Here is a 19,248-nt window from a genome sequence, read left to right as displayed (position 1 = left end):
TGCCGCGCCATGGCCCTGAACGTCTCGTCCTGGTCGATCCGGCATCCCACGCCGGGCATCCTGCTGTTCGTGCTGCTCACGCTGGGCGGCCTGCTTGGCTTTGCCGCGATGCGGGTGCAGAACTTTCCCGACATGGACCTCGCCACGGTGACGGTCGGTGTCGCCTGGCCCGGGGCCTCGGCCGCGCAGCTGGAGGCCGAGGTGGCGCGCCCGCTCGAGAACGCGCTGGCCACGGTGCAGGGCATCCGCCACATCAACGCCACGCTGGGCGAAGGCCAGGCCAGCCTGAAAGTCGAGTTCCGGCTCGAGAAGCCCCTGCAGGAGGCGCTGGACGAGGTGCGCGACGCGGTGACCCGCGCCCGCCCCGACCTGCCGGCCGATCTGCGCGAGCCGGTGATCCAGAAAAGCAGCACCTCCGGCGAGCCGATCCTGGGCTATGCCGTGGCCTCGCAGCAGCTCGACGAGCAGGCCTTGTCCTGGTTCATCGACCAGCAGCTCACGCAGGCGCTGCTGGCCGTGCCGGGCGTGGGCACGGTGCGTCGGGTGGGCGGCGTGACGCGGCAGATCGGCGTGGTGCTCGATCCGCCGCGTCTGCTGGCGCTGAACGTCGCGCCGGCCGAGCTGTCACGCCTGCTGCGCCGCGTGCAGCAGGACGCCGCCGGCGGCCGTGCCGACCTGGGCGGCGCCGAGCAGCCGCTGCGCACGCAGGCCACCGCCGCCACGGCCCAGGCGCTGGCCGCGCTCGAGCTGCCGCTGGCCGATGGCCGGGTGCTGCGCCTGGGCCAGGTGGCGCGGGTGAGCGATGGCGCGGCCGAGCGGCGCAGCGCGGCCCGGCTCGATGGCCGGCCGGTGGTTGGCTTCGAGCTCAGCCGCGCACGTGGCGCCGACGAACTGGCGGTGGCCGCTGGCGTGCAGGCCGCGCTGCAGGCGCTGCAGGCCCGCCACCCGCACATCGCGCTGGCCGAGACGCTGAACACCGTGGTGGCCGTGGGCGAGAACTACCACGACTCATTGAGCCTGCTGTACGAAGGCGCCGCGCTGGCGGTGCTGGTGGTGCTGCTGTTCCTGCGCGACTGGCGGGCCACGGCGGTGGCGGCGGTGGCGCTGCCGCTGTCGGCGATCCCCAGCTTTGCGCTGATGCATGGGCTGGGCTTCACACTCAACACGGTGAGCCTGCTGTCGCTGTCCTTGGTGGTGGGGGTGCTGGTTGACGATGCCATCGTCGAGATCGAGAACATCTCGCGCCACCTGAACATGGGCAAGAGCCCCTACCAGGCGGCCATGGAGGCGGCCGACGAGATCGGTCTGGCGGTGCTGGCCACCACCTTCACGCTGGTGGCGGTGTTTCTACCCACGGCCTTCATGCAGGGCGTGGTTGGCCGCTACTTCGTGCAGTTTGGCTGGACGGCGGCCATCGCGGTGCTGTTCTCGCTGCTGGTGGCACGACTGCTCACGCCGATGATGGCCGCGCACCTGCTGCGCCGGCCGGCCGCGGCAGTGCAGCACGAGCCGCGCTGGATCGGTGCCGGCCTGCGGGCCGTGCGCTGGTGCCTGCGCCACCGCGGGCTCACCTTGGGCCTGGCGCTGGCCCTGCTGGCCGGCGGCCTGATGCTGGCGGCGCGCCTGCCCGCCGGCTTCATGCCGGCCGACGACGAAGACCGGACCCAGGTGCGGCTGAGCCTGCCGCCGGGCAGCACCCTGCACGACAGCCTGCACTGGGCCGAGCAGGCGCGGCAGATCGCGCAGCGCCAGCCGCAGGTGCGTTCGGTGTACACCGTGGTGGGTGCGCTGCAGGGTGACGACGATGGTGCGGCTGCCGCCTCGGTGCGGCAGGCGGTGCTGACACTGCGGCTCACGCCGCGCGCCCAGCGACCGGGCCTCAGCCAGCCGCAGATCGAGGCTCAGCTGCGCCAGGCGCTGGCCGTGCTGCCGGGCCTGCGCGTGCAGGTAGGCCAGGGCGGAGCCGGCGAGCAGTACACCCTGCTGCTCACCGGCGACGATGCCGCCGCGCTTGAACAGGCCGCCGCCGCCGCCGCGCGCGAGCTGCGCGGCATGGCCGGTATCGGTGCGGTCACGTCCAGTGCCAGCCTGGTGCAGCCCGAGCTGGTGGCCCGGCTGGACCCGGCCCGCGCGGCCGATCTGGGCATCACCGCGGCCGACATCGCCGACAGCCTGCGCGTGGCCACCGTGGGCGACAGCAGCTCGGCCCTGGCCCAGCTCACGCTGGGCGAGCGGCGCCTGCCGGTGCTGGTGCGGCTGGACGACGCCGCACGCCGCGACCTGGTCACGCTGGGTCAGTTGCCGGTGACGGGCCTGCGCGGCAGCGTGCCACTGCACAGTGTGGCCACGCTGGCGATGGTGGGCGGTGCCAGCGAGATCAGCCGCCGCGACCGCCGCCGCGTGGTGCAGCTGACGGTGGAGCTGAACGGGCAGCCGCTCAGCGAGGTGGCCCAGGCGGCCCTGGCGCTGCCCAGCCTGCGTGCACTGCCGCCGGGCGTGCAGCTCGACACCGCCGGCGACGCCGAGGACATGGCCGAGCTGGCCCGGGGCTTCGGCCTGGCCATGCTCACCGGCGTGGTCTGCATCTATGCGGTGCTGGTGCTGCTGTTTGGCAGCTTCGTGCAGCCGCTGACCATCCTGGTGGCGCTGCTGCTGTCGGTGCCAGGCGCCTTTGTGGCGCTGGCGCTCACCGGTTCAGATCTGTCAATGCCCTCGATGATCGGCCTGATCATGCTGATGGGCATTGCCGCGAAGAACTCGATCCTGCTGGTCGACTACGCCATCCTGGCTCGCCGCGAGCAGGGCCTGGCGCTGACCGAGGCGGTGATCGACGCCTGCCGCAAACGCGCGCAGCCGATCGTGATGACCACGCTGGCCATGGGCGCCGGCATGCTGCCGCTGGCGCTGGGCTGGGGCGGCGATCCGAGCTTTCGCGCGCCGATGGCCATCGTGGTCATCGGCGGGCTGATCAGCTCCACGCTGCTGAGCCTGCTGGTGGTGCCGGTGGTGATCGTGGCGCTCGAGACGCTGGCGCAGCGCCTGCAGCGCTGGAGCCGCCGGGCACCGGCGCCGGGCAGCAGCCAGGCCGGCGCCGACCGACCGATCAACGCAGGTTGAAGCGCGCCTTGGCGCTGGCCGTGCACACGTCCTTGGCGTCGCCGCTCAGGGCGTCGCACTTCTCGCGCGCCACCTTGTAGTCGGCCTTGACATGGGCTTCGAGCGCGTCTTCGGTGGCGGCGCTCACCTTCTTGGCCAGCTTCAGGTCGGCCTTGGCCTTGTCGTGCTCGCCCTTGGCGGTCTTGTTGCACACGTCCTTGTCGTTGCCGGTGGCGTCGTCGCACTTCTCCTTGGCGATCTCGTACACCGCGTCGGCGCGGGCCTGGTAGAGCTTGGCCTCGTCGCGGGCGCTGCCAGAGTAGTTGTATTCCAGCTGCGCCAGCGCCACCTTCTCCTGGCCCTTGGCGGTTTCCACGCACACGTCCTTGGCATTGCCGCTGTGTGCGTCACAGGCCTTCTTCTGGGCCTGGTACATGGTTTCCAGATCGGCCTTGGCGCCCTTGTAGACCTCCTTCGACAAATTGGCGGCGTGGGCCTGGCCGGCCAGCAGCAGCAGGCTGGCGGCGGCGGTGGCGGCAAGGCGGGAGAAGCGTCGGGTGTTGTTCATGGCAAGTCCTCAGGGGGGTGGTGTGTGGTGATGGTGGGATGGCCGGGCCTGCGCCCGCCGGCTCAGCCCCGGGGGGCCGGGCCGTGCGGGTGCGTGCTGGCCTGCAGCAGGGCCATCAACACCGGGTCGGGCAGGGCGTCGTCGGCGCCTTGCTGCGCCACCAGGCGCCAGTAGCGATGGATCAGGCCGCCACCCAGCGCCAGGGCCAGCAGCGGCAAGAGCCAGTCGATCGTGGTCAGCATGGTGGTTGCAGCCCTTCGGTGTTGATGGGCTGACTGTGCGTGCCGGGTCGGGCGGCCGGTGCCGGCATGGCGCCTGTCCTGCTGTAGGCCCAGGCCGACAGGTGGCTCGCCTGCCGCGTCAGATGAGCGGCACATCGGGCACGGCGATCGGCCAGCGCAGCTGGCCGGCCTGGGCCAGGGCCGCGGGGTCTTCGATGTGCATCAGGCCATCACCGGCAAAGCGCAGCAGGCCGGCGGCCACCAGGCTGCGCAGGTTGCGGTTGGTGTGCACCAGCGACAGGCCCAGCAGGTCGGCCAGGTGGCGCTGCTTCAGCGGCAATGGCAGGCCGCCGCCGGGCAGGTGCATGCCCAGGCGCGCGGTGCGCAGCCACAGCACCAGCAGCGTGGCCGCGATGCGCTCGCGCGCGGTGCGCCGGCCCACGCTAAGCAGGTGGTCGTCCACCAGGCTTTCGCCGCGCGCGGCGATCCAGGTCAGGTCCATCGCCAGCGAGGGCAGGCGCTCGTGGATGCGGCGGATGGCATCGCGCTGGAAGGTGCACACGCGCACATCGGTCAGCGCCAGCACGGCATGCTGGCTGCGCTCGGTCATGCGCTGCTGCAGGCCGATGAAGTCGCCGGGCAGCAGCACACCCAGGATCTGCCGGCGGCCGTCGGCCAGGCCCTTGGCGCGAAAGGCCCAGCCCTGCAGCAGGGTGTAGAGCGGCGAGTCGTCGCCGCCTTCGGCGATCAGGGTGCTGCCGGCGGCAAAGGGCAGTTCGGCCTGCTTGAGCTGGTCGATGGTCTGCAGCTCCTCGGCGCGCACCGGCTGAAAGCAGGGCAGCGCACGCAGCGGACAGCTGGCGCAGGGCGGATCGCTGATGGGCGCCGGCACCCGCGTGGCGGGGCGCTGGTGCGGGGCAGCGGCGTGGGCTGTGTCATTTGACATGGCGGTGAAAACTCCGGTTCTAGAGTGCGGCCGCTGTCGTGTACGCGCCGTCATCCCGGCGCCTGGGCCATGTTTGTTCAATGTCTGATCTGCGTTCCGCAGGACGAGGCCTCGGCCATCGGCCGTTTCCAGGCCCTGCGCGAGGCCTGCCGCGCCGCGCTGCGCCGCCAGCCCACGCTGGCTGCGGCGCTGCTGTTCAACGGCAGCAGCACGCTGGCGCTGCTGGAAGGCGAGGCCGACAGCGTGCACGGCCTGCACCAGATGCTGCGTAACCTGGCGCCTGATCTGAGCGACCTGGCCTGGCTGGCGCGCGCCGACACGTCGCCGCCGGTGGCCGTGCCGATGCGGGTGGTCGGCCCGCCGCTGCGGGCGCTGCAGCCGGGGCGTTGCCGCCTGGGCTACCTGGCCGAAGACGGCGGTGGCACGGCGCTGCAGCGCCCGGGCCAGGGCGCGGTGGAGCGCATCCAGTTGTTCATGGCCATGCTGGCGGCTTCAGACCTTGACTGACAAGCGGTGAATGAGCCTGCTGCGCGGGCCCAGGGCGGCGCAGCGCGACGCGCCCTGCGGGTGCAGGGCCGCGTGGCTTGAAGCACCCTGCGCCCGCTCGATGCGGAACATTTACTGCTGGCGAGCCGGGCCGGGTTCGCGCACCGGCGGCGCCCGCTGTGAATCGGGCTCGCGCACGCGCTCGGGCAAAGGTGCTGCGGGTGGTGGTGCTGCGGGTGGTGCGGGCGGGTCGCCCGGGTGCGGACGCTCGGCCGGGGTTTCAGCGGGCTGTTCGGCCAGGCGGTCTACCTGCCGATCCACCTGCTGATCCGTCAGCAGGTCGGCCATCAGGTCGGCCAGCAGATCGGGCGGCGGCTCGCCGCCGTAGAACCAGCGTTCGGCGCCGTCCAGACGGCGTGGCGGCTCAGTGTGCGGCATGGGGGGCTCCGGGTTCAGGGCCGGGGGTGGCCATGGGAGCGGCCATGGGGGCAGGCCCGGTGGCCGTGGCCGGCGCCTGGCGTGCCGCGGCCGTGGCCAGCAGGCTGGCCAGTGCGGCCTGCACCGGCAGCGAGCCCAGCTGGCGCAGCAGCCAGCCCGAGCAGCGGCCGGGGGCCTGGCGCACCTGCCGGTCGACCCAGGGCCAGCGCCAGGGCCGCAGCGTGACCACGGCCGCGCCCACGGCTGCGGCTGCGCCCACGCTGGCCCAGGGGTGGCGGCGCAGCAGTGGCCACAGCTGCTCGCGGCCTTGGGTGAGCAGCGTGTCGCCCAGCGGTTGCCAGGGGTGGCGCTGCCACCAGTGGCGCAGCGCCTCGGCGGCCAGCCGGCCGGCCGGCCAGGCCCGCAGGCGCCGCCACCACAGGCGCGCGTTGCCCTTGTGGCGGCGCGCCGGGCCGGTGGCGGAAGGCGGCTCGATCAGCTCGGCGCGCAAGGCCAGCCGCGAGTTGTGCAGCGACAGCAGCGCCTGCTCGATGCGCGACGCTGCTGCCGCCGGCTCAGCCGGCGCAGCCGTGAGCGCGGGCCGCGCGGCAGCGGCGGTGGGGATGGGTGCGGATGCGGGCGTCAGCGGCGCGGGCGGCAGCGGCAGTGCAGTCGGGTTCATGACGGGTCGGCCTCGGCAAACAGCGCGGCATCGGCCGCCAGTTGCTCGCGCATCGGCGCGAGCGTCCAGGCCACGGGCCGGCGGCGGGCCATCCAGGCGCAGCCGGCACCGGCCGCCAGCGGCAGTGCCGGGCCGACCAGCAGCAGCCACGGTGCCGGCATGGCCGACACCGGCAGCGCTGCCGCCAGCAGGGCCGCCACACCGCCCAGCAGCGTGCCGGCGCTGAGCCCGGCCACCGCCCCGGCCGACCACACCAGCCGGCCCTGCAGCGAGCGCGCCGCCTCCTGCGCCTGGGCCGAGGCCAGCTCCACATAACCGCCCAGATGCTGGGCCACCAGATGGGGCTTGCTGGCAAGCAGACGGATCAGTGGATGGAACATGGCGGGGCTCTGGCGCATCAGGAGGGCGGCGTGGGCCGGGGCGGGCCGGGCCTGGGCCTGGCCCGGGCCTGGCGATAGGCCGGTGGCTCAGCGGCTGGCCGCGGCGGTGAGTGGCGTTCAGTGGCCGTCAGCGGCTCAATGACGCGCCGTGCCCTTGCTGCGGGCGATCAGGCCGATCAGTGCGGCAATGCCGGCACCGGCGGCGGCGGCGATCAGCACCGCCTTGACCGGCTCGTCCTTGATGTACGAGACGGTGCGGTCACCGGCCAGCGCGGCCCGTTCACGCGCGGTGTCCGAGGCTTCCTTGGCGCGGTCGATGCCGCGGCGGGTCAGCTCGTCCACCTGGGCCGCCACGCGGCTGAGCGTGCCCGGGGCCACGGCGGCCAGGTGGCTGGCCTTGTCCTGCAGCGTGTCGAGCGCGCCGTCGGCTGCCTTGCGGGCCCTGTCGATGGCGGCATCGGCCTTGCTGGTGGCCTGCTGGGCGATGGTGTCGAAGGTGTTCGGCAGGGTGGTCTGGGTGTCGTTCATGGTGCGGTCCTCGATGGGTTGGGCAAAGGTGTCAACAAGACGGTCGGGCAGGGCTGGTGAGCGGGTTCTGGCTCGCGGTCAACAGCGCTGGGGGGGGGGGCGGGGGGCGGCCTGGCAGGCAGGCCGGCCTCAGGCTTTTTTGGCCAGGCTCATCAGGAAGGTGATGACGGCCATGATCACGAACACGAAGAACAGGATCTTGGCGATGCCGGCGGCACCGGCGGCGATGCCGCCAAAGCCGAACAGGGCGGCGATCAGCGCGATGACGAAGAACACGACGGCGTAGTGAAGCATGGCGATCTCCTGAGTTCACGGGCCCCGCGGGGGGGCCCTGGGTGGAAGTCGCGACGACTGCCGCCGCGATGAATGAACTCTAGGCATCCGGGGGCGCGGCATCGGCCGGCCGGCGGCGGGTGTGCTTGTCGGCCTGAGGGGCCGCGCCGCGTAGGTGGCGGACTACAGCGCCGCCCGCGGGCTCACAGCGTCATCGGCAGCCAGGCCTGCACGGCCGTGCCGCGGCCTGGCGCCGAATCGACGACCAGGCGGCCCTGCTCGGCCTCGACCCGGTAGCGCATGCCCACCAGGCCGTGCTTCTTGAGGCCCATGCGCCGGGTGTCGAAGCCATCGCCGTCGTCGCGCACCACCAGGTGGGCCCAGCTGTCCTCGATGTCGAGCGACACGCTCACCTGGCGTGCATTGGCGTACTTGCCGATGTTGGTGAACGACTCCTGCACCAGCCGGAAGGCGGTGAGCTCGGCCGATGGCGACAGCGGCAGCGCCTCGATGGCCACGGCCACCGGCAGGCCGCTGCGGTCGGCAAACTCGTTGCACAGGATCTCGAGCGCCGCCTTCAGCCCCAGGTTGCTGAGGGTGGACGGGCGCAGGTCTTCGATGATGCGGCGCTTGAGCGCGATGCCGCTGTTGAGCGTTTCCACCAGATGGGCCAGGCGCGGCATCTGGTCGGGCAGGTCCTGCTGCATCTTGGGGCGCATGCGCGCCACGTCGAGCTTGGCCGCGGTGAGCAGGGCGCCCAGCTCGTCGTGCAGCTCGCGCGCCAGGCGGGCGCGCTCGTCCTCGCGGGCGGTTTCGAGGTGGCGGGTCAGCTCGGTGAGCTCCTGCGTGCGCAGCTGCACCTGGGCCTCGAGCCGGTCGCGCTCGGCCTGGATCAGGCGCTGCTGCTCGTCTTGCTGCAGGTCGTTGGTGCGGCGCTGGCGCAGGTACATGCCCAGCACCAGCAGGCTGATCGCCGACATCGAGGCCACGCCGATGCGGTTGAGCATCAGCGTGTCGAACACCGAGGCGATGCCCGCGCCGATGGCCTGGTTCTCGCTCTCGAGCAGGGTGTCGATCTGGCTGCGGATGCCGCGCATCAGCTCGCCGCCGCGGTCGAACTGCAGCATCGACAGCGCGGCCTCGTGGCGGCCCTGGTCGTGCAGGTCGATCACCAGCTGCATCTCGACGAACTTGTCGTCGATCAGCGTGCGCAGCTTGCGCAGTTCGGCCAGGCTGGCCTGGCGGCCACGCCGGAGGTAGTTGGCCTCCAGCGTCTGCTGGCGCTGCTCGAGCTCGTCGCGCGCCTGGCGGTAGGGGCCCAGATGGTCGGCGCGGCCGGTCAGCAGGTAGCCGCGCTGGTTGGTCTCGGCGTCGGTGATGCTGCGGCTGATCTTTGTCAGCTCGAGCCGGTCGCGGCCCATGCGCACCAGGCTGTCGAGCTGGCCGCTCGACTGGCGGTAACCCAGCTCGCTGATGGCCAGCATGGCCCCGGCCACCAGCACCGCCAGCGGAAACGCCACCGGGCTGCGCCGCAGCCGCTCAATCGCCTGGGCCCAGCGGCCCGGCGGCGGGCCGGCGCTGTTGTCCACCTCGGCGGGTGGCGCGCCGTTCAGCATGCGGCAGCGGCGCCGGTGCGGCGGCCGGGCTGCGGGGCGGGGCGGCGGGCGCGGTTCATCGGCCGATTATCGTCACGGGCCGCCGGTCGGGCCGCCGGTCGGGCCGCCGGTCGGGCCGCCGCGTGTCGGCGCGGCGGGGCCATCGGCGCCGCCTGGCCGGGCGGCGGGCCCGGCACCGCGGCCGCGCATCTCGGCCAGCAGCGCCGCGCAGCTTTGGGCCGGCCCCGGTTCGCCGGCGTCAAACAGCGGGATCAGCGCCGCCAGCGGGTGCACCATGGCCAGCAGCGCGGCCGGCAGGGCGCGGGCGGCCAGCGCGCGCTTGTCCAGGCTCAGCCGTGGTGCGCCCAGCGTGCCGTCGATGTGCAGCGGCGCGCGCAGGGCCAGCGGTGTCCAGTCCTTGGGCTGCACCTGGGCGCGCAGGGCCAGGCGCTCGTCGGCCAGCGACAGGGCACCGTCCAGCCACAGCCGCGAGTCGCGCGTGTCGATCACCAGGGCCTGTGGCGTGACGCGGCCCTGGCGCACCGCCAGGTCGGCGATCCCGCAGCTCACCGGCAGGCTGTCGTCGCCCTTGATCAGCAGGCCCAGGCCCTGGGCGATGTCGAGACCGGCGGCCTCGATCAGCAGGTGCGAGACCTGGCCCTCGGTCCAGCGCAGGCCCAGCCGGCCATCGGCGCTGGCCAGCAGCTCGGCGGTGGATCGGCCGCTGCCGCGCAGCTGCAGCTGGGCACTGATCAGGCCGTCGGCATAGGGCGGCTGGCCGGGCCGCTGCACCGCGCGCAGCCACTGCGCCAGGCGCAGGCCGCGGCCCTGCAGATCGGCCTGCCACAGCGCGCGGTCCTGCCGGCCGTCGAGCTGCAGGCTGCCCGACAGCCGGCCCTGAGCCAGCCGCGCCTCCAGCTCGGCCAGGCGCAGCACGCCGTCCTGCAGCGTGAGGTGGGCGTTGAGCGGGGCCACGGGCTGCAGCGCGGGGGTGCCGAAGTCGAGCCGGTCCAGGCGCAGCAGCACATTGGCGTCCATCGCGCGCAGCGAGGGCAGGTCGAAGCGGCGGTCGGGCAGCACGCGGCCGGGCGCCCGCACCGGGGTGGCCACGGGGCCGGTGCCGGTGCCGGTGCCGATGGCCGGGCCCAGATCGGCCAGCCACAGGGCCTTGGCATGCAGGCGGCCGGCCAGCGTGGGCCGCGGCAGGCGCCGGCTGTCGTAGCGGAACTCGCCGTCCAGCAGGCTCTGGCCGATGCTGGCGCGCGAGACCACCACATTCCACACCGGGCCCTGCAGGGCCAGCAGGCCGTTCATGCGGAAGGCGGCGGTGGTGGGCAGGGTCACGCCGATGGGCTGGCCCACGGCGGCCAGCGAGGGGCCGTCGAGCGTGAAGCGGCCCAGCAGCGCGCGGCCATGCAGCGGGTCGCGCAGCGCACCGGCAAAGCTGCCGCGGGTGCGGCCGATCTCGGCCTGCAGCTGCAGGGCCAGGTCGGCCACCGCGTCGGGGTCGTCGAGCCAGGGGCGCAGCGTGCCGGTCTGCAGCCGGGCGCGCAGCGGCAGGCCACGGTAGTGCCCTTCGGCGCTGGCCTGCAGGCCTTGCGCGGACGGCGTGGCGCCCGGCGCGGCGCTGCCGGCGGATGATTCGTTCAAGGCGAACTGCACGCGCACATCGGCGCGCTGCGGCACATCCAGCCAGGTCAGCGTGCCCTGGCGGGCGGTGAGCATGCCCACGCTGACCGGTGCGCCGCCGGTGGCATCGGGGTCGGCCGGCGCGGTGGTGGCGGCATCGGCGCGGGTCCAGTTGGCGCGGCCGTCGGCACGGCGCTCGAGGTGCAGCACCAGCCGCTCGGCGCTGACCTGGCGCAGCGCCAGCGGCTCGCCCGGCCGCCAGGCCAGCAGGTCGCGCCAGCGTGCCACCAGGCGCAGGCCATCGGCCTGGGCCAGCGCCCGGGCGTCGGGCCAGGCCGAGGAATCAACCCGCACATGCCCGGCCTGCAGCCGGATGCCGCGCCACAGGCTCAGGCGAAAGCTCTCGTCGTCAGCGTCGCGGCCCAGCTGCACGCGGTGGCCCACGCGCTCGCTCAGCCAGCGCTCGGCCGGCCCGGCCAGCACGCGCCAGCCGCTCAACTCGCCGGCCACGAACACCAGGCCGCCCACGGCCACCAGGGCCAGCGCGGCGGCCAGCGCACGGCGTGGCCAGGACACGGCGGGGGTCAAGGGCGCACGCCGGCCGTCAGGTCGATCTCGGCATGCTCGCCCAGGCCGATGGGCTTGCCGGCGGCAATCGACGCGGCCATGGCCAATGCGCGCGAGAACACGTTGGACGGGCCGTCCCAGTACTCGGCGTGGGTGGGGATGATCTCCAGCAGCGCCAGCTCGGGCGCCTGCGGGCCATCGGGAAACCAGGGCTTGGCGGCCGCCGTCCACAGCGACTCGATCAGCGCCCGGTCGCGCACGATGCGGCCCTGGCCGGCCAGCGAGACATGGCGGCCCTTGTCGGGGTTGCTGAAGGCCAGGTTGACATGGCGGTACTGCACCTCGTCGTCGTCTTGACCGGCGACGCTGCGCACATAGAACCAGAACGCGCCACCGGCGTCGTGCTGCAGCACGGTCATGGGCTTGCTGTGCAGCAGGCCGTCGGGCGTCCAGCGGGTGAGCATGGCCACGCGCTCGCCATCGAGCAGCTGGTCCAGGCGTTCAAGCGTTTCATCGGAAATCATGCGGTGCGCTCCAGTCGGATGGCGGATCGGGGTGGGCGGGTCGGGCGCTGGGCCGGGGCCTCAAAAAGACGCCGGCCGGGGCGGCGCGCAGCCGACCCGGCCGGACGTGAAGCCGCAGTCGCCCTGCGTATTCGGTGGGTTGGCCAGTGGGTTCACCAGGGTCGAACCGGCGCCTGGTTCACCGGCAGTCGGGTCGCCGGCTTTCGGGTCGCCGGCAGCCTCTCAGTTGAACCACTGCTCGTCGCTGCGGGCCTGCCAGGCGTCGATCTGGCGGTCGGCCTCGTCGCGGGCCACGCCGTAGCGCGCCTGGATCTTGCCGGCCAGCTGTTCGCGCTTGCCGTCGACGACGTCGAAATCGTCATCGGTGAGGTGGCCCCATTGCTCCTGCACCTTGCCCTTGAGCTGCTTCCAGTGGCCTTCGATGCGGTCCCAGTTCATGTCGATGATCTCCGTGCTCGGATGGGTGGGTGGCTGCGGGCGGCCGCTCAGCTGGCGCGCACCACGATCTGGTTCTTCACGGCCTTGACGCCCTTGACGCCGCGGGCCAGCGATTCGGCCGTCATGCGCTCGGTGCCGTCCTTGGCAAAACCCGACAGCATGACCTCGCCGTTGAGCGTCTCCACCTTGATGGCGGCGGCGTCGACCTCGCGGTTCTCGACGAACTTGGCGCGCACCGCGGTGGTGACGGTGGCGTCGTCGATGTACTCGCCGACGGTGGACTGGCCGCGCGTCACGGCGCAGCCGGGCAGCACGGTGATGGCAGCCACGGCGGTGACGATGGCGGCGAGGGCATGGCGGGTGTTCATGGGGAAGCTCCAGTGCGTTGTGGCGTGCGCGGTGCGCGGGTCGCCGTGTTGCTTTGCCGGGCTCGTGGGCCTGGCGCCGGTGGGTCGGGGGCAGCTGCCGTTGTGGTGTTCTGGCGTCGGCTGCATCCGATGAATCAACTCTAGGTTTCGGGCCGCGGGCCGGGCATCGGCCAACCCGACGGCTGCGTGTAGGACAGGCCCCCTGCACCCTGCCGGCCGGCAGGCGGCGGCCGCCGCCGCACCCTCACCACAGGCGCTCGAACAAGCGCGCCAGCGATTCCTTGGCCCGCTGCGCCAGCGGGCGCTGTGCCCACAGCGCCGGCGTGATCTCGGTGGAGCGGCGCAGGTCGTTCTGGAACACCGTGTCCATGGCGCTGCCGAAGTTCTCGCCGAAGACCACCGCATTGACCTCGTTGTTGGCCACGAAGCTGCGCCAGTCCATGTTGCTGGAACCCACGGTGGACACCACGCCGTCGATCACCGCGGTCTTGGCATGCAGCACCGCGTCGTCCAGCTCGTACAGGCGCACGCCGGCCTCGAGCAGGCGCTGGTAGTGGCTGCGCCCGGCGTGCAGAACCGGCGCGAAGTCACTGATCGAAGGCAGGATCAGGCGCACGTCGACGCCGCGGCGCGCGGCGTCGCACAGCGCGTCCACCATCTCCTGGCCGGGGGCGAAATAGGCCATCGTCAGCTGCACGCTGCGGCTGGCGGTGTCGATGGCATTGAGCAGCATCGCGTAGATGCGGCTGTCGGCGTCGTCGGGGCCCGAGGGCACGATGCGCACCACGTCGGCGGCGGCCGGCGCCAGTGCCGGCGCGCTGGCCGGGGCCGGCAGCGGCGTGCGGCAGCCCTGGTCGGCCCAGGTCTTGCGCATCACATCCTCCAGCGCCGCCACGGCCGGGCCCTGCAGGCGCACCTGGGTGTCGCGCCAGCCGCTGCGCTGGGCATCGCTGGCGGTGCGCAGGCGGGCGCGGCCGAACGAGCCCGAGGCATACACGGCGCTGATGTTGATGCCGCCGGTGAAGCCGGTGCCGCGGTCCACCGTGAGGATCTTGCGGTGGTCGCGGTGCGAGATGCCCCAGTAGCCGGGCCGCTTGAACGGGCTCACCGGGTTGAAGGCGCAGGTGGGCACGCCGGCCGCCTGCAGGGCCTGCAAGAACTGCCGCGGCGTGCCGATCGATCCCAGGTCGTCGTAGAGCACGGCCACCGCCACGCCTTGGGCGCGCTTGCGTGCCAGCAGCTCGGCCAGGCGCTGCGAGATGGCGGCGTCTTCGATGATGTAGCTTTGCAGCAGCACGCTCTGGCGGGCCTGCTCGATGGCCGCGAACATGGCCGCAAAGGTGCTGGGCCCGTCGATCAGCAGGGTGGTCTGGTTGTGCGCGAACAGGTCGACCTCGTCGAACGAGGCCATCGCCAGCAGGTGGCGGTTGAGCTGGTTGGCGCCGCCCTGCGCGCCGATGCGCTGGATCAGCGCCTCGCGCTGCGCGGCGCTCAGGCGGCCGCGGCGGCCGGTCACGTCCACCGCGCGGGCCACCGCGCTGGCCGACACCCGGGCCGGCACGGCGGCGGCGGCCTGGGCGGCCTCGTCGCTGCGCAGCGCGCCGATGGCACAGCCCGACTGCAGCCCGGCGGCCAGCGCCAGCCCGGCGGCCGCCAGGCCGAAGACCGCGGGCCGGGCGCTCACTCTTCGAGCAGGTCGGCCAGCTCGTCGGCGTGCTCTTCCTCGTCGATGAGGATGCCTTCGAGCAGGCGGCGGGTGCCGGGGTCCTTGTCGCCGATCAGCGCGATCATCTGGCGGTAGCTTTCCACCGCCACCCGCTCGGCCACCAGGTTGGCGCGCACCATGGCCATCAGCTCGTCGGAGTCGTCGTAGTCGGCATGGCTGCGCTCTAGCAGCGTGGCCGGCGAGAAGTCGGGCTCGCCACCGAGCTGCACGATGCGCTCGGCCAGTTTGTCGGCATGGGCCGCCTCTTCGTTGGCATGCACCAGAAACTCGGCGGCGATGGCCGGCGAGGCCATGCCATGCGCGGTGAAGTGGTGGCGCTTGTAGCGCAGCACGCACACCAGCTCGGTGGCCAGCGCGTCGTTGAGCAGCTTGACGATGCTGTCGCGCCAGGGGCCGTAGCCGGGCGTGACCGCGCCTTCGTCGAGGTTCTTGCGGGCGGCGTCCAGCGCCGCCTGGTCGAGCGCGAGCACATGCTCGGGCGCGGGCGGGTTGCTGCGCGGCTGGGCGCGCTGGATCGGGGTGGGCTTGGCGGGCATGGCTGGCTCTCCGGGTTGGCTGGGGTGGGTTGCTGGGTCGGGCTGGGGTGGGCTGGGGTGGGCGGGTATGCCGCCCCCGCCAGGCCGGGTGAAGGATTGCGGCCGGCCTGCGCCGGCGAGGTGTTGGGCCCGGATCAGCGCCGCAGGGCGCCCACGCCCATCACGGCCAGTGCAATGAGCACCAGAAAGATCACCAGGCACAGCACGAACAGCAGCTTGGCGATGCCGGCCGCGCCGGCGGCCACGCCGCTGAAGCCGAGCAGGCCGGCGACCAGGGAGATGGCGGCGAAGATGAGGGCCCACTTGATCATGGTGGATGTCCTTTGCGGTGCGGGTGGCGGGGCCGACCGGGGCCCGGCGGGGCTGGGGTGTCGGTGCTGGGTTCAGCTTAGGAGCGCGCGGCCGGCGGCTGCATCGGCGCGGGCTGCGCGGCGCTGTAGGACGGCACCGGGTTGGCATGCGGGGCCGGCGCCGGCAAGCCCGGCAAGCCCGACAAGCCCGACAAGCCCGACAAGCCCGACAAGCCCGACAAGCCCGGCTGGGGCGCCTGGCGGCGCGAGCCGGCATGGTGGGCATAGGCCCAGGTGAACTCGGCGCCCAGCAGGAAGATCTGCGCCGAGTAGTACACCCATACCAGGATGGCGGCCAGCGATCCGGCCGCGCCGAAACCCGAGACCAGCGCGCTGTCGGCCAGGTAGGCGCCGATCAGCAGGCGGCCCACGGTGAACAGCAGCGCGGTCACCAGCGCGCCGATCCACACATCGGCCCAGGCGATGCGCACCCGCGGCATCAGCTTGTAGATCATCGCGAACAGCACGGTCACGAATACGAAGTTCAGCCCCAGGTTCATCACCTGCATCGCCAGGCCCCAGTCGCCGCGCCACTGCACCGACCAGGCCTGCAGCGCGGTGATGGCGGTGCTGGCCAGCATCGACACCATCATCAGAAAGCCCAGCCCCAAAATCAGGCCGAAGGACAGCAGGCGGGCGCGCAACAGCAGCCACCAGGCCTGGCGCGGCGTGCCCGGCGCGCGCCAGATGCGGTCGAGCGCATCCTGCAGCTCGGCCAGCACGGTGGTGGCGCCCACCAGCGTGAGCGCCAGGCCGCCCAGCGCGCCGGCCAGGCCATCGCTGGGCCGGCTCACGCTGTCGAGCAGGCCCTGCACGGCCAGCGCGGCCTCGCGGCCAACCACGCCGGCCAGCTGGCGCACGATCTCGCCGCGCGCCGCTTCGGCGCCAAAGGCCAGCCCAGCCACCGAGATGGCGATCAGCAGCAGCGGCGCCATCGAGAACAGCGTGTAGTAGGCCAGTGCCGCGCCCATGCTGGCGGCCCGGTCGTCGATCCAGCCCTGCACCGCGGCGCGCAGGATGGGCCCCAGCGCGGCGCGGCGCGGGCGCGGCGGGCGGGTCGCTGGCGCCGGCGGCGGGGTGCCGGGCGGGCGGGCAGCGGTGCTCATGCGGCCGGCACCGCGCCCAGCGGGCCCAGGCCATCGCGGGCGGTGGCGGCGTCGTGGGCGGTGTCGGCTGCCCGGTCGGCAGCCGCCGAGGGCGGGGCCTGCGACAAGCGCGCCAAGCGTGCCAGCTGCAGCATCAGCGAGCGGGCCATGGTCTGCAGCAGGGCCTGTTCGGCCTCGCTCAGCGCCCGCGGCACGGTGTCGACCACGCACAGCGTGCCGATGGCCAGGCCCTCGGCGTTGAGCAGCGGCGCGCCGGCATAGCTGCGCAGGCCCAGGGCCTGGCGCGAAGCATGGGCGGCAAAGCGCGGGTCGCGTTCGATGTCGGGCACGAACAGCGCCGCACCGTCCAGCACCACCTGATGGCACAGCGTGGCCTGGCGCGGCTGGCGGCGCGGCAGGTCGGGGGCATGCAGGTCGAGCCCGGCAGCGCCCTGCCACAGCGCGTCGTCGGCGTCGACCAGCGTGACCATGGCCATCGGCGCGGCCAGCACATCGGCGGCGCGCAGCGCGGCGCGGTCGAGCAGGGCGCGCCGGGCCGGCGCCAGTGCGCCGCTGTCGCGCAGGGCCTGCACGCGCTGGCGCTCTTGCGGTGGCGCCGTTGGTGGCGCGGCAGGGCCGCTGGCGGGCTGGCTCAGCCAGGTCTGCAGGCGCTGCACCAGCTCGCTGAGGGTGCGCGCCACGGCATCCACGCCCAGGCGCTCGGCACCATCGGGCTGCAGCAGCTGCGGCGGGGCGTTCCACAGCCCCACCAGCAGGCGCAGGCCCGGGGCGCGGCGCTTGAGGCGGCGGGCGATGTAGCGCAGCTGGGCCTCGGGCGTGCTGCTGAAGACCGACAGGCACAGCACCTCGATGCCCTGCAGATCCAGCGTCTGCAGATGGTCGGCACTGACGGCGGCGGCCGGGGCCAGCCGGGTGGCCACGCCCTGGTGGGCCAGCGCATGGGCCAGCATCTCGGCGGCCAGGGTGTCGACCTCCCAGCGGGCGCCAACGCACAGCACGCGCGCGCGGCGGCCTGGCGGCGTGCCGGCACCGGCGGCGCTGGCGTTGCGGCCGCCGGGGCGCTCGGCCGCGGCGTCGTCGGGCGGTGGCAGTTCGTCGCGCAGGCTGCGCAGCAGGGTGCTCATGCCGGTGCTGACCCGGTGGCGGTGCTCGGCGCTGGCGGCGCGGCTGTGCTCGCGCGCGGCCAGGGCCATGGCCGGCACGGCGGTGCCGCTGTAGCAGGCCAGCAGGCCGTCGGTGCGGGCCTGGGCCTCGCACATCTCGATGGCCTCTTCCACATCGCCGGCCAGCAGGCGCTGGTACAGGCGGGTGGGCTGGTCGAACACCGGCTCGCTGCCCAGCAGCACATCCAGCCAGGCCAGCTGCGTGACATGGCGGCCCAGCACCGCCAGGCACACGGTCAGCGGCGTGGCCAGGATCAGGCCCACCGGGCCCCACAGCAGAGTCCAGAACATGGCCGAGACGACGATGGCCAGGGCCGACAGGCCGGTGCTGGCGCCGTACAGCCAGGGCTCGACCAGGTTGTTGATGATCAGCTCGAGCGTGGCCACCAACGCCAGCGTCCACAGCACCATCTGCCAGCCGGGGTCGACGGCGAAGGCCAGCGTCAGCGGAAACACCGCCGCCACCAGCGGCCCGACATAGGGCACGAAGCGCAGCAGCGCGCCCAGCAGCCCCCACAGCGGTGCGCCGGGCACGCCGATCAGCCACAGGCCCAGGCCCAGCGGCAGGCCGTAGCTCAGGTTCACCAGCAGCTGCATCGTGAGGTAGCGGCTGACGCGCTGGCCGGCCTCGCCCAGCGCGTCGGTGCTGCGGTGCAGGTCGCCGCCGGTCAGGCGCAGCAGGCGGTCGCGCATGTCGTGGCGCTCGATCAGCACGAACAGCAGAAACAGCAGCACCGCGCCGGCCGTGCCCAGCGGGCCCAGCAGCGGCTCGACCAGATCGCCCAGCGCCTGCAATGCGCTGCGCGGCTCGCTGCCCATGGCCACGCGGATCGGCGGCGTCTCGGTGCTGGGGCCGGCCAGCTCGCGCCGCGCGGCGTCGAGCTCGCCGCCCAGCGCGTCGAGCATGCGCGAGGTGGCGTCGAAGCTGCCTGAGGAGCTGGCCAGCTGCTCGCGCAGCGCGCGCAGCTTGCTCTGCACGGTCGACTGGTAGGTGGGCAGGTTCTTGGCCAGATGGGCCACCTGGCCGGCCACGAAAAACGAGGTGGCGCCCAGCACCAGCACGGTGGCCAGCATCACCGCCACCACGGCCGGGGTGCGCGGCAGGCCCACGCGGCGCAGCCAGCCCACCAGCGGGTCGAGCACAAAGGCCAGCAGCGTGGCCAGCGCCAGCGGCACGAGGATCGCCTGGCCCACATACAGCACCGCGCCGATGGCCAGCGTGGCCAGCAGGGCGCCGGCGTTCCAGCGCGGGCGCTGCAGCGGCTCGACCAGCGCTGCGCCGGTGGCCGCCGCCTGCGCCGCCCCAGGCTCGGATGCGGGTGCGGGTGCGGTTGCGGGGGCCAGGGCAGCAGGCGGCGCAAGGGCGGGGCGGGCGTCGGTCATGTTGGCGGTGGCAGTACGGCGGGTGGGCTGGCGGCTGCTGTCACCGCTGTGGGCCATTGCATCGCGCGCGCCCGGCACCGGCGATCGGCCGGCCGCGCGTTGGTGTGTAGGACGGCGCCCGGGCCGGGCCCGCGGCAGTGTCTAAACTGCGCAGCGCGCGCCAGCCCATCGCTGCCGACCGGATTGCCGTACCGAGTCCATGTCCACCGCCTCATCGTCCCCAGCCGCCGCCGAACCTCCGAACGCACCCGTGGGGTGGATCGGCC

At 73.4% G+C, this 19,248-nt stretch carries 20 protein-coding genes; 2 read left to right on the top strand and 18 right to left on the bottom strand.

Translation table 11 applies throughout. The features are described 5' to 3' along the window. The first annotated feature begins 9 nt into the window (after positions 1-9). Positions 10-3,117 carry an efflux RND transporter permease subunit gene (locus tag N4G63_RS07560; RefSeq protein ID WP_314599527.1) on the top strand — a complete coding sequence of 1,036 codons (3,108 nt, stop codon included), beginning with the start codon at positions 10-12 and terminating at the stop codon, positions 3,115-3,117. Here the strand turns inward: N4G63_RS07560 and N4G63_RS07555 are convergent. The 3 genes from N4G63_RS07555 to N4G63_RS07545 form a co-directional block, all read right to left on the bottom strand. Beyond that, positions 3,104-3,664: a hypothetical protein gene (locus N4G63_RS07555; RefSeq protein WP_260787728.1), complete on the bottom strand. Its 561-nt coding sequence runs from the start codon at positions 3,662-3,664 to the stop codon at positions 3,104-3,106. The genes N4G63_RS07560 and N4G63_RS07555 overlap by 14 nt on opposite strands. A gap of 62 nt (positions 3,665-3,726) precedes the next feature. Continuing rightward, positions 3,727-3,906 carry a hypothetical protein gene (locus N4G63_RS07550; RefSeq protein ID WP_314599526.1) on the bottom strand — a complete coding sequence of 60 codons (180 nt, stop codon included), beginning with the start codon at positions 3,904-3,906 and terminating at the stop codon, positions 3,727-3,729. A gap of 118 nt (positions 3,907-4,024) precedes the next feature. Further along, positions 4,025-4,831 (bottom strand): Crp/Fnr family transcriptional regulator, encoded by an 807-nt coding sequence (locus N4G63_RS07545; protein WP_260787727.1) that lies wholly within the window; start codon positions 4,829-4,831, stop codon positions 4,025-4,027. Positions 4,832-4,900: 69 nt separating this feature from the next. Between N4G63_RS07545 and N4G63_RS07540 the strand changes: the two genes are divergently transcribed. Next, a complete protein-coding gene (locus tag N4G63_RS07540) occupies positions 4,901-5,338 on the top strand; it encodes a hypothetical protein (RefSeq protein ID WP_260787726.1) in 438 nt (145 codons plus the stop codon). 111 nt (positions 5,339-5,449) lie between these two features. On the opposite strand, the gene N4G63_RS07535 is transcribed toward N4G63_RS07540, so the two are convergent. From N4G63_RS07535 to N4G63_RS07465, 15 genes are all read right to left on the bottom strand, one after another. Further along, positions 5,450-5,755: a hypothetical protein gene (locus tag N4G63_RS07535; RefSeq protein WP_260787725.1), complete on the bottom strand. Its 306-nt coding sequence runs from the start codon at positions 5,753-5,755 to the stop codon at positions 5,450-5,452. Further along, on the bottom strand, positions 5,742-6,416 hold the full coding sequence (locus N4G63_RS07530; RefSeq protein ID WP_260787724.1) for a hypothetical protein: 675 nt from the start codon (positions 6,414-6,416) through the stop codon (positions 5,742-5,744). Before N4G63_RS07530 ends, N4G63_RS07535 begins: the two co-directional genes overlap by 14 nt. Then, complete coding sequence (locus N4G63_RS07525; protein WP_260787723.1) at positions 6,413-6,796, bottom strand: hypothetical protein; 384 nt, start codon at positions 6,794-6,796, stop codon at positions 6,413-6,415. The genes N4G63_RS07530 and N4G63_RS07525 overlap by 4 nt, the downstream gene beginning before the upstream one ends. A 135-nt stretch (positions 6,797-6,931) precedes the next feature. Further along, a complete protein-coding gene (locus N4G63_RS07520; protein WP_260787722.1) occupies positions 6,932-7,324 on the bottom strand; it encodes a hypothetical protein in 393 nt (130 codons plus the stop codon). A gap of 129 nt (positions 7,325-7,453) precedes the next feature. After that, positions 7,454-7,618, bottom strand: a complete 165-nt coding sequence (locus N4G63_RS07515; protein WP_260787721.1) for a DUF1328 domain-containing protein — start codon at positions 7,616-7,618, stop codon at positions 7,454-7,456. 182 nt (positions 7,619-7,800) lie between these two features. Continuing rightward, positions 7,801-9,213, bottom strand: a complete 1,413-nt coding sequence (locus N4G63_RS07510) for a CHASE3 domain-containing protein (RefSeq protein WP_260787720.1) — start codon at positions 9,211-9,213, stop codon at positions 7,801-7,803. Positions 9,214-9,285: 72 nt separating this feature from the next. After that, the gene (locus N4G63_RS07505) at positions 9,286-11,397 is read right to left on the bottom strand and encodes an AsmA family protein (protein ID WP_260787719.1); all 2,112 of its coding nucleotides are present in this window, start codon (positions 11,395-11,397) and stop codon (positions 9,286-9,288) included. 8 nt (positions 11,398-11,405) lie between these two features. Next, complete coding sequence (locus N4G63_RS07500; RefSeq protein ID WP_260787718.1) at positions 11,406-11,912, bottom strand: pyridoxamine 5'-phosphate oxidase family protein; 507 nt, start codon at positions 11,910-11,912, stop codon at positions 11,406-11,408. A gap of 222 nt (positions 11,913-12,134) precedes the next feature. Beyond that, complete coding sequence (locus N4G63_RS07495; RefSeq protein WP_260787717.1) at positions 12,135-12,350, bottom strand: CsbD family protein; 216 nt, start codon at positions 12,348-12,350, stop codon at positions 12,135-12,137. Positions 12,351-12,397: 47 nt separating this feature from the next. Continuing rightward, positions 12,398-12,718 carry a BON domain-containing protein gene (locus N4G63_RS07490; protein ID WP_260787716.1) on the bottom strand — a complete coding sequence of 107 codons (321 nt, stop codon included), beginning with the start codon at positions 12,716-12,718 and terminating at the stop codon, positions 12,398-12,400. Between the two features lie 244 nt (positions 12,719-12,962). Further along, a complete protein-coding gene (locus tag N4G63_RS07485) occupies positions 12,963-14,402 on the bottom strand; it encodes a phospholipase D-like domain-containing protein (protein ID WP_314599525.1) in 1,440 nt (479 codons plus the stop codon). Next, positions 14,399-14,980 carry a ferritin-like domain-containing protein gene (locus N4G63_RS07480; RefSeq protein ID WP_260787714.1) on the bottom strand — a complete coding sequence of 194 codons (582 nt, stop codon included), beginning with the start codon at positions 14,978-14,980 and terminating at the stop codon, positions 14,399-14,401. The genes N4G63_RS07485 and N4G63_RS07480 overlap by 4 nt, the downstream gene beginning before the upstream one ends. Positions 14,981-15,114: 134 nt before the next feature. Further along, positions 15,115-15,291, bottom strand: a complete 177-nt coding sequence (locus N4G63_RS07475; protein ID WP_260787713.1) for a DUF1328 domain-containing protein — start codon at positions 15,289-15,291, stop codon at positions 15,115-15,117. Between the two features lie 77 nt (positions 15,292-15,368). Beyond that, positions 15,369-16,436, bottom strand: a complete 1,068-nt coding sequence (locus tag N4G63_RS07470) for a YihY/virulence factor BrkB family protein (protein ID WP_260787712.1) — start codon at positions 16,434-16,436, stop codon at positions 15,369-15,371. Continuing rightward, positions 16,433-18,982, bottom strand: a complete 2,550-nt coding sequence (locus N4G63_RS07465; protein WP_314599524.1) for an AI-2E family transporter — start codon at positions 18,980-18,982, stop codon at positions 16,433-16,435. Before N4G63_RS07465 ends, N4G63_RS07470 begins: the two co-directional genes overlap by 4 nt. Between the last annotated feature and the right edge of the window lie 266 nt (positions 18,983-19,248).

Origin of the sequence: Aquabacterium sp. OR-4, assembly GCF_025290835.2 — a bacterium.
Classification (GTDB): domain Bacteria; phylum Pseudomonadota; class Gammaproteobacteria; order Burkholderiales; family Burkholderiaceae_C; genus Pseudaquabacterium.
The sequence above is the reverse complement of the archived record's forward strand: the minus strand, read 5'-3'. Positions and strand labels throughout refer to the sequence as shown.

Coding starts and splice junctions, on each gene's coding strand:
- N4G63_RS07465 (WP_314599524.1), bottom strand. CDS start 18,982: ATGACCGACGCCCGCCCCGCCCTTGCGCCGCCTGCTGCCCTGGCCCCC.
- N4G63_RS07540 (WP_260787726.1), top strand. CDS start 4,901: ATGTTTGTTCAATGTCTGATCTGCGTTCCGCAGGACGAGGCCTCGGCC.
- N4G63_RS07500 (WP_260787718.1), bottom strand. CDS start 11,912: ATGATTTCCGATGAAACGCTTGAACGCCTGGACCAGCTGCTCGATGGC.
- N4G63_RS07525 (WP_260787723.1), bottom strand. CDS start 6,796: ATGTTCCATCCACTGATCCGTCTGCTTGCCAGCAAGCCCCATCTGGTG.
- N4G63_RS07515 (WP_260787721.1), bottom strand. CDS start 7,618: ATGCTTCACTACGCCGTCGTGTTCTTCGTCATCGCGCTGATCGCCGCC.
- N4G63_RS07560 (WP_314599527.1), top strand. CDS start 10: ATGGCCCTGAACGTCTCGTCCTGGTCGATCCGGCATCCCACGCCGGGC.
- N4G63_RS07555 (WP_260787728.1), bottom strand. CDS start 3,664: ATGAACAACACCCGACGCTTCTCCCGCCTTGCCGCCACCGCCGCCGCC.
- N4G63_RS07470 (WP_260787712.1), bottom strand. CDS start 16,436: ATGAGCACCGCTGCCCGCCCGCCCGGCACCCCGCCGCCGGCGCCAGCG.
- N4G63_RS07520 (WP_260787722.1), bottom strand. CDS start 7,324: ATGAACGACACCCAGACCACCCTGCCGAACACCTTCGACACCATCGCC.
- N4G63_RS07495 (WP_260787717.1), bottom strand. CDS start 12,350: ATGAACTGGGACCGCATCGAAGGCCACTGGAAGCAGCTCAAGGGCAAG.
- N4G63_RS07535 (WP_260787725.1), bottom strand. CDS start 5,755: ATGCCGCACACTGAGCCGCCACGCCGTCTGGACGGCGCCGAACGCTGG.
- N4G63_RS07490 (WP_260787716.1), bottom strand. CDS start 12,718: ATGAACACCCGCCATGCCCTCGCCGCCATCGTCACCGCCGTGGCTGCC.
- N4G63_RS07480 (WP_260787714.1), bottom strand. CDS start 14,980: ATGCCCGCCAAGCCCACCCCGATCCAGCGCGCCCAGCCGCGCAGCAAC.
- N4G63_RS07545 (WP_260787727.1), bottom strand. CDS start 4,831: ATGTCAAATGACACAGCCCACGCCGCTGCCCCGCACCAGCGCCCCGCC.
- N4G63_RS07510 (WP_260787720.1), bottom strand. CDS start 9,213: ATGCTGAACGGCGCGCCACCCGCCGAGGTGGACAACAGCGCCGGCCCG.
- N4G63_RS07475 (WP_260787713.1), bottom strand. CDS start 15,291: ATGATCAAGTGGGCCCTCATCTTCGCCGCCATCTCCCTGGTCGCCGGC.
- N4G63_RS07550 (WP_314599526.1), bottom strand. CDS start 3,906: ATGCTGACCACGATCGACTGGCTCTTGCCGCTGCTGGCCCTGGCGCTG.
- N4G63_RS07530 (WP_260787724.1), bottom strand. CDS start 6,416: ATGAACCCGACTGCACTGCCGCTGCCGCCCGCGCCGCTGACGCCCGCA.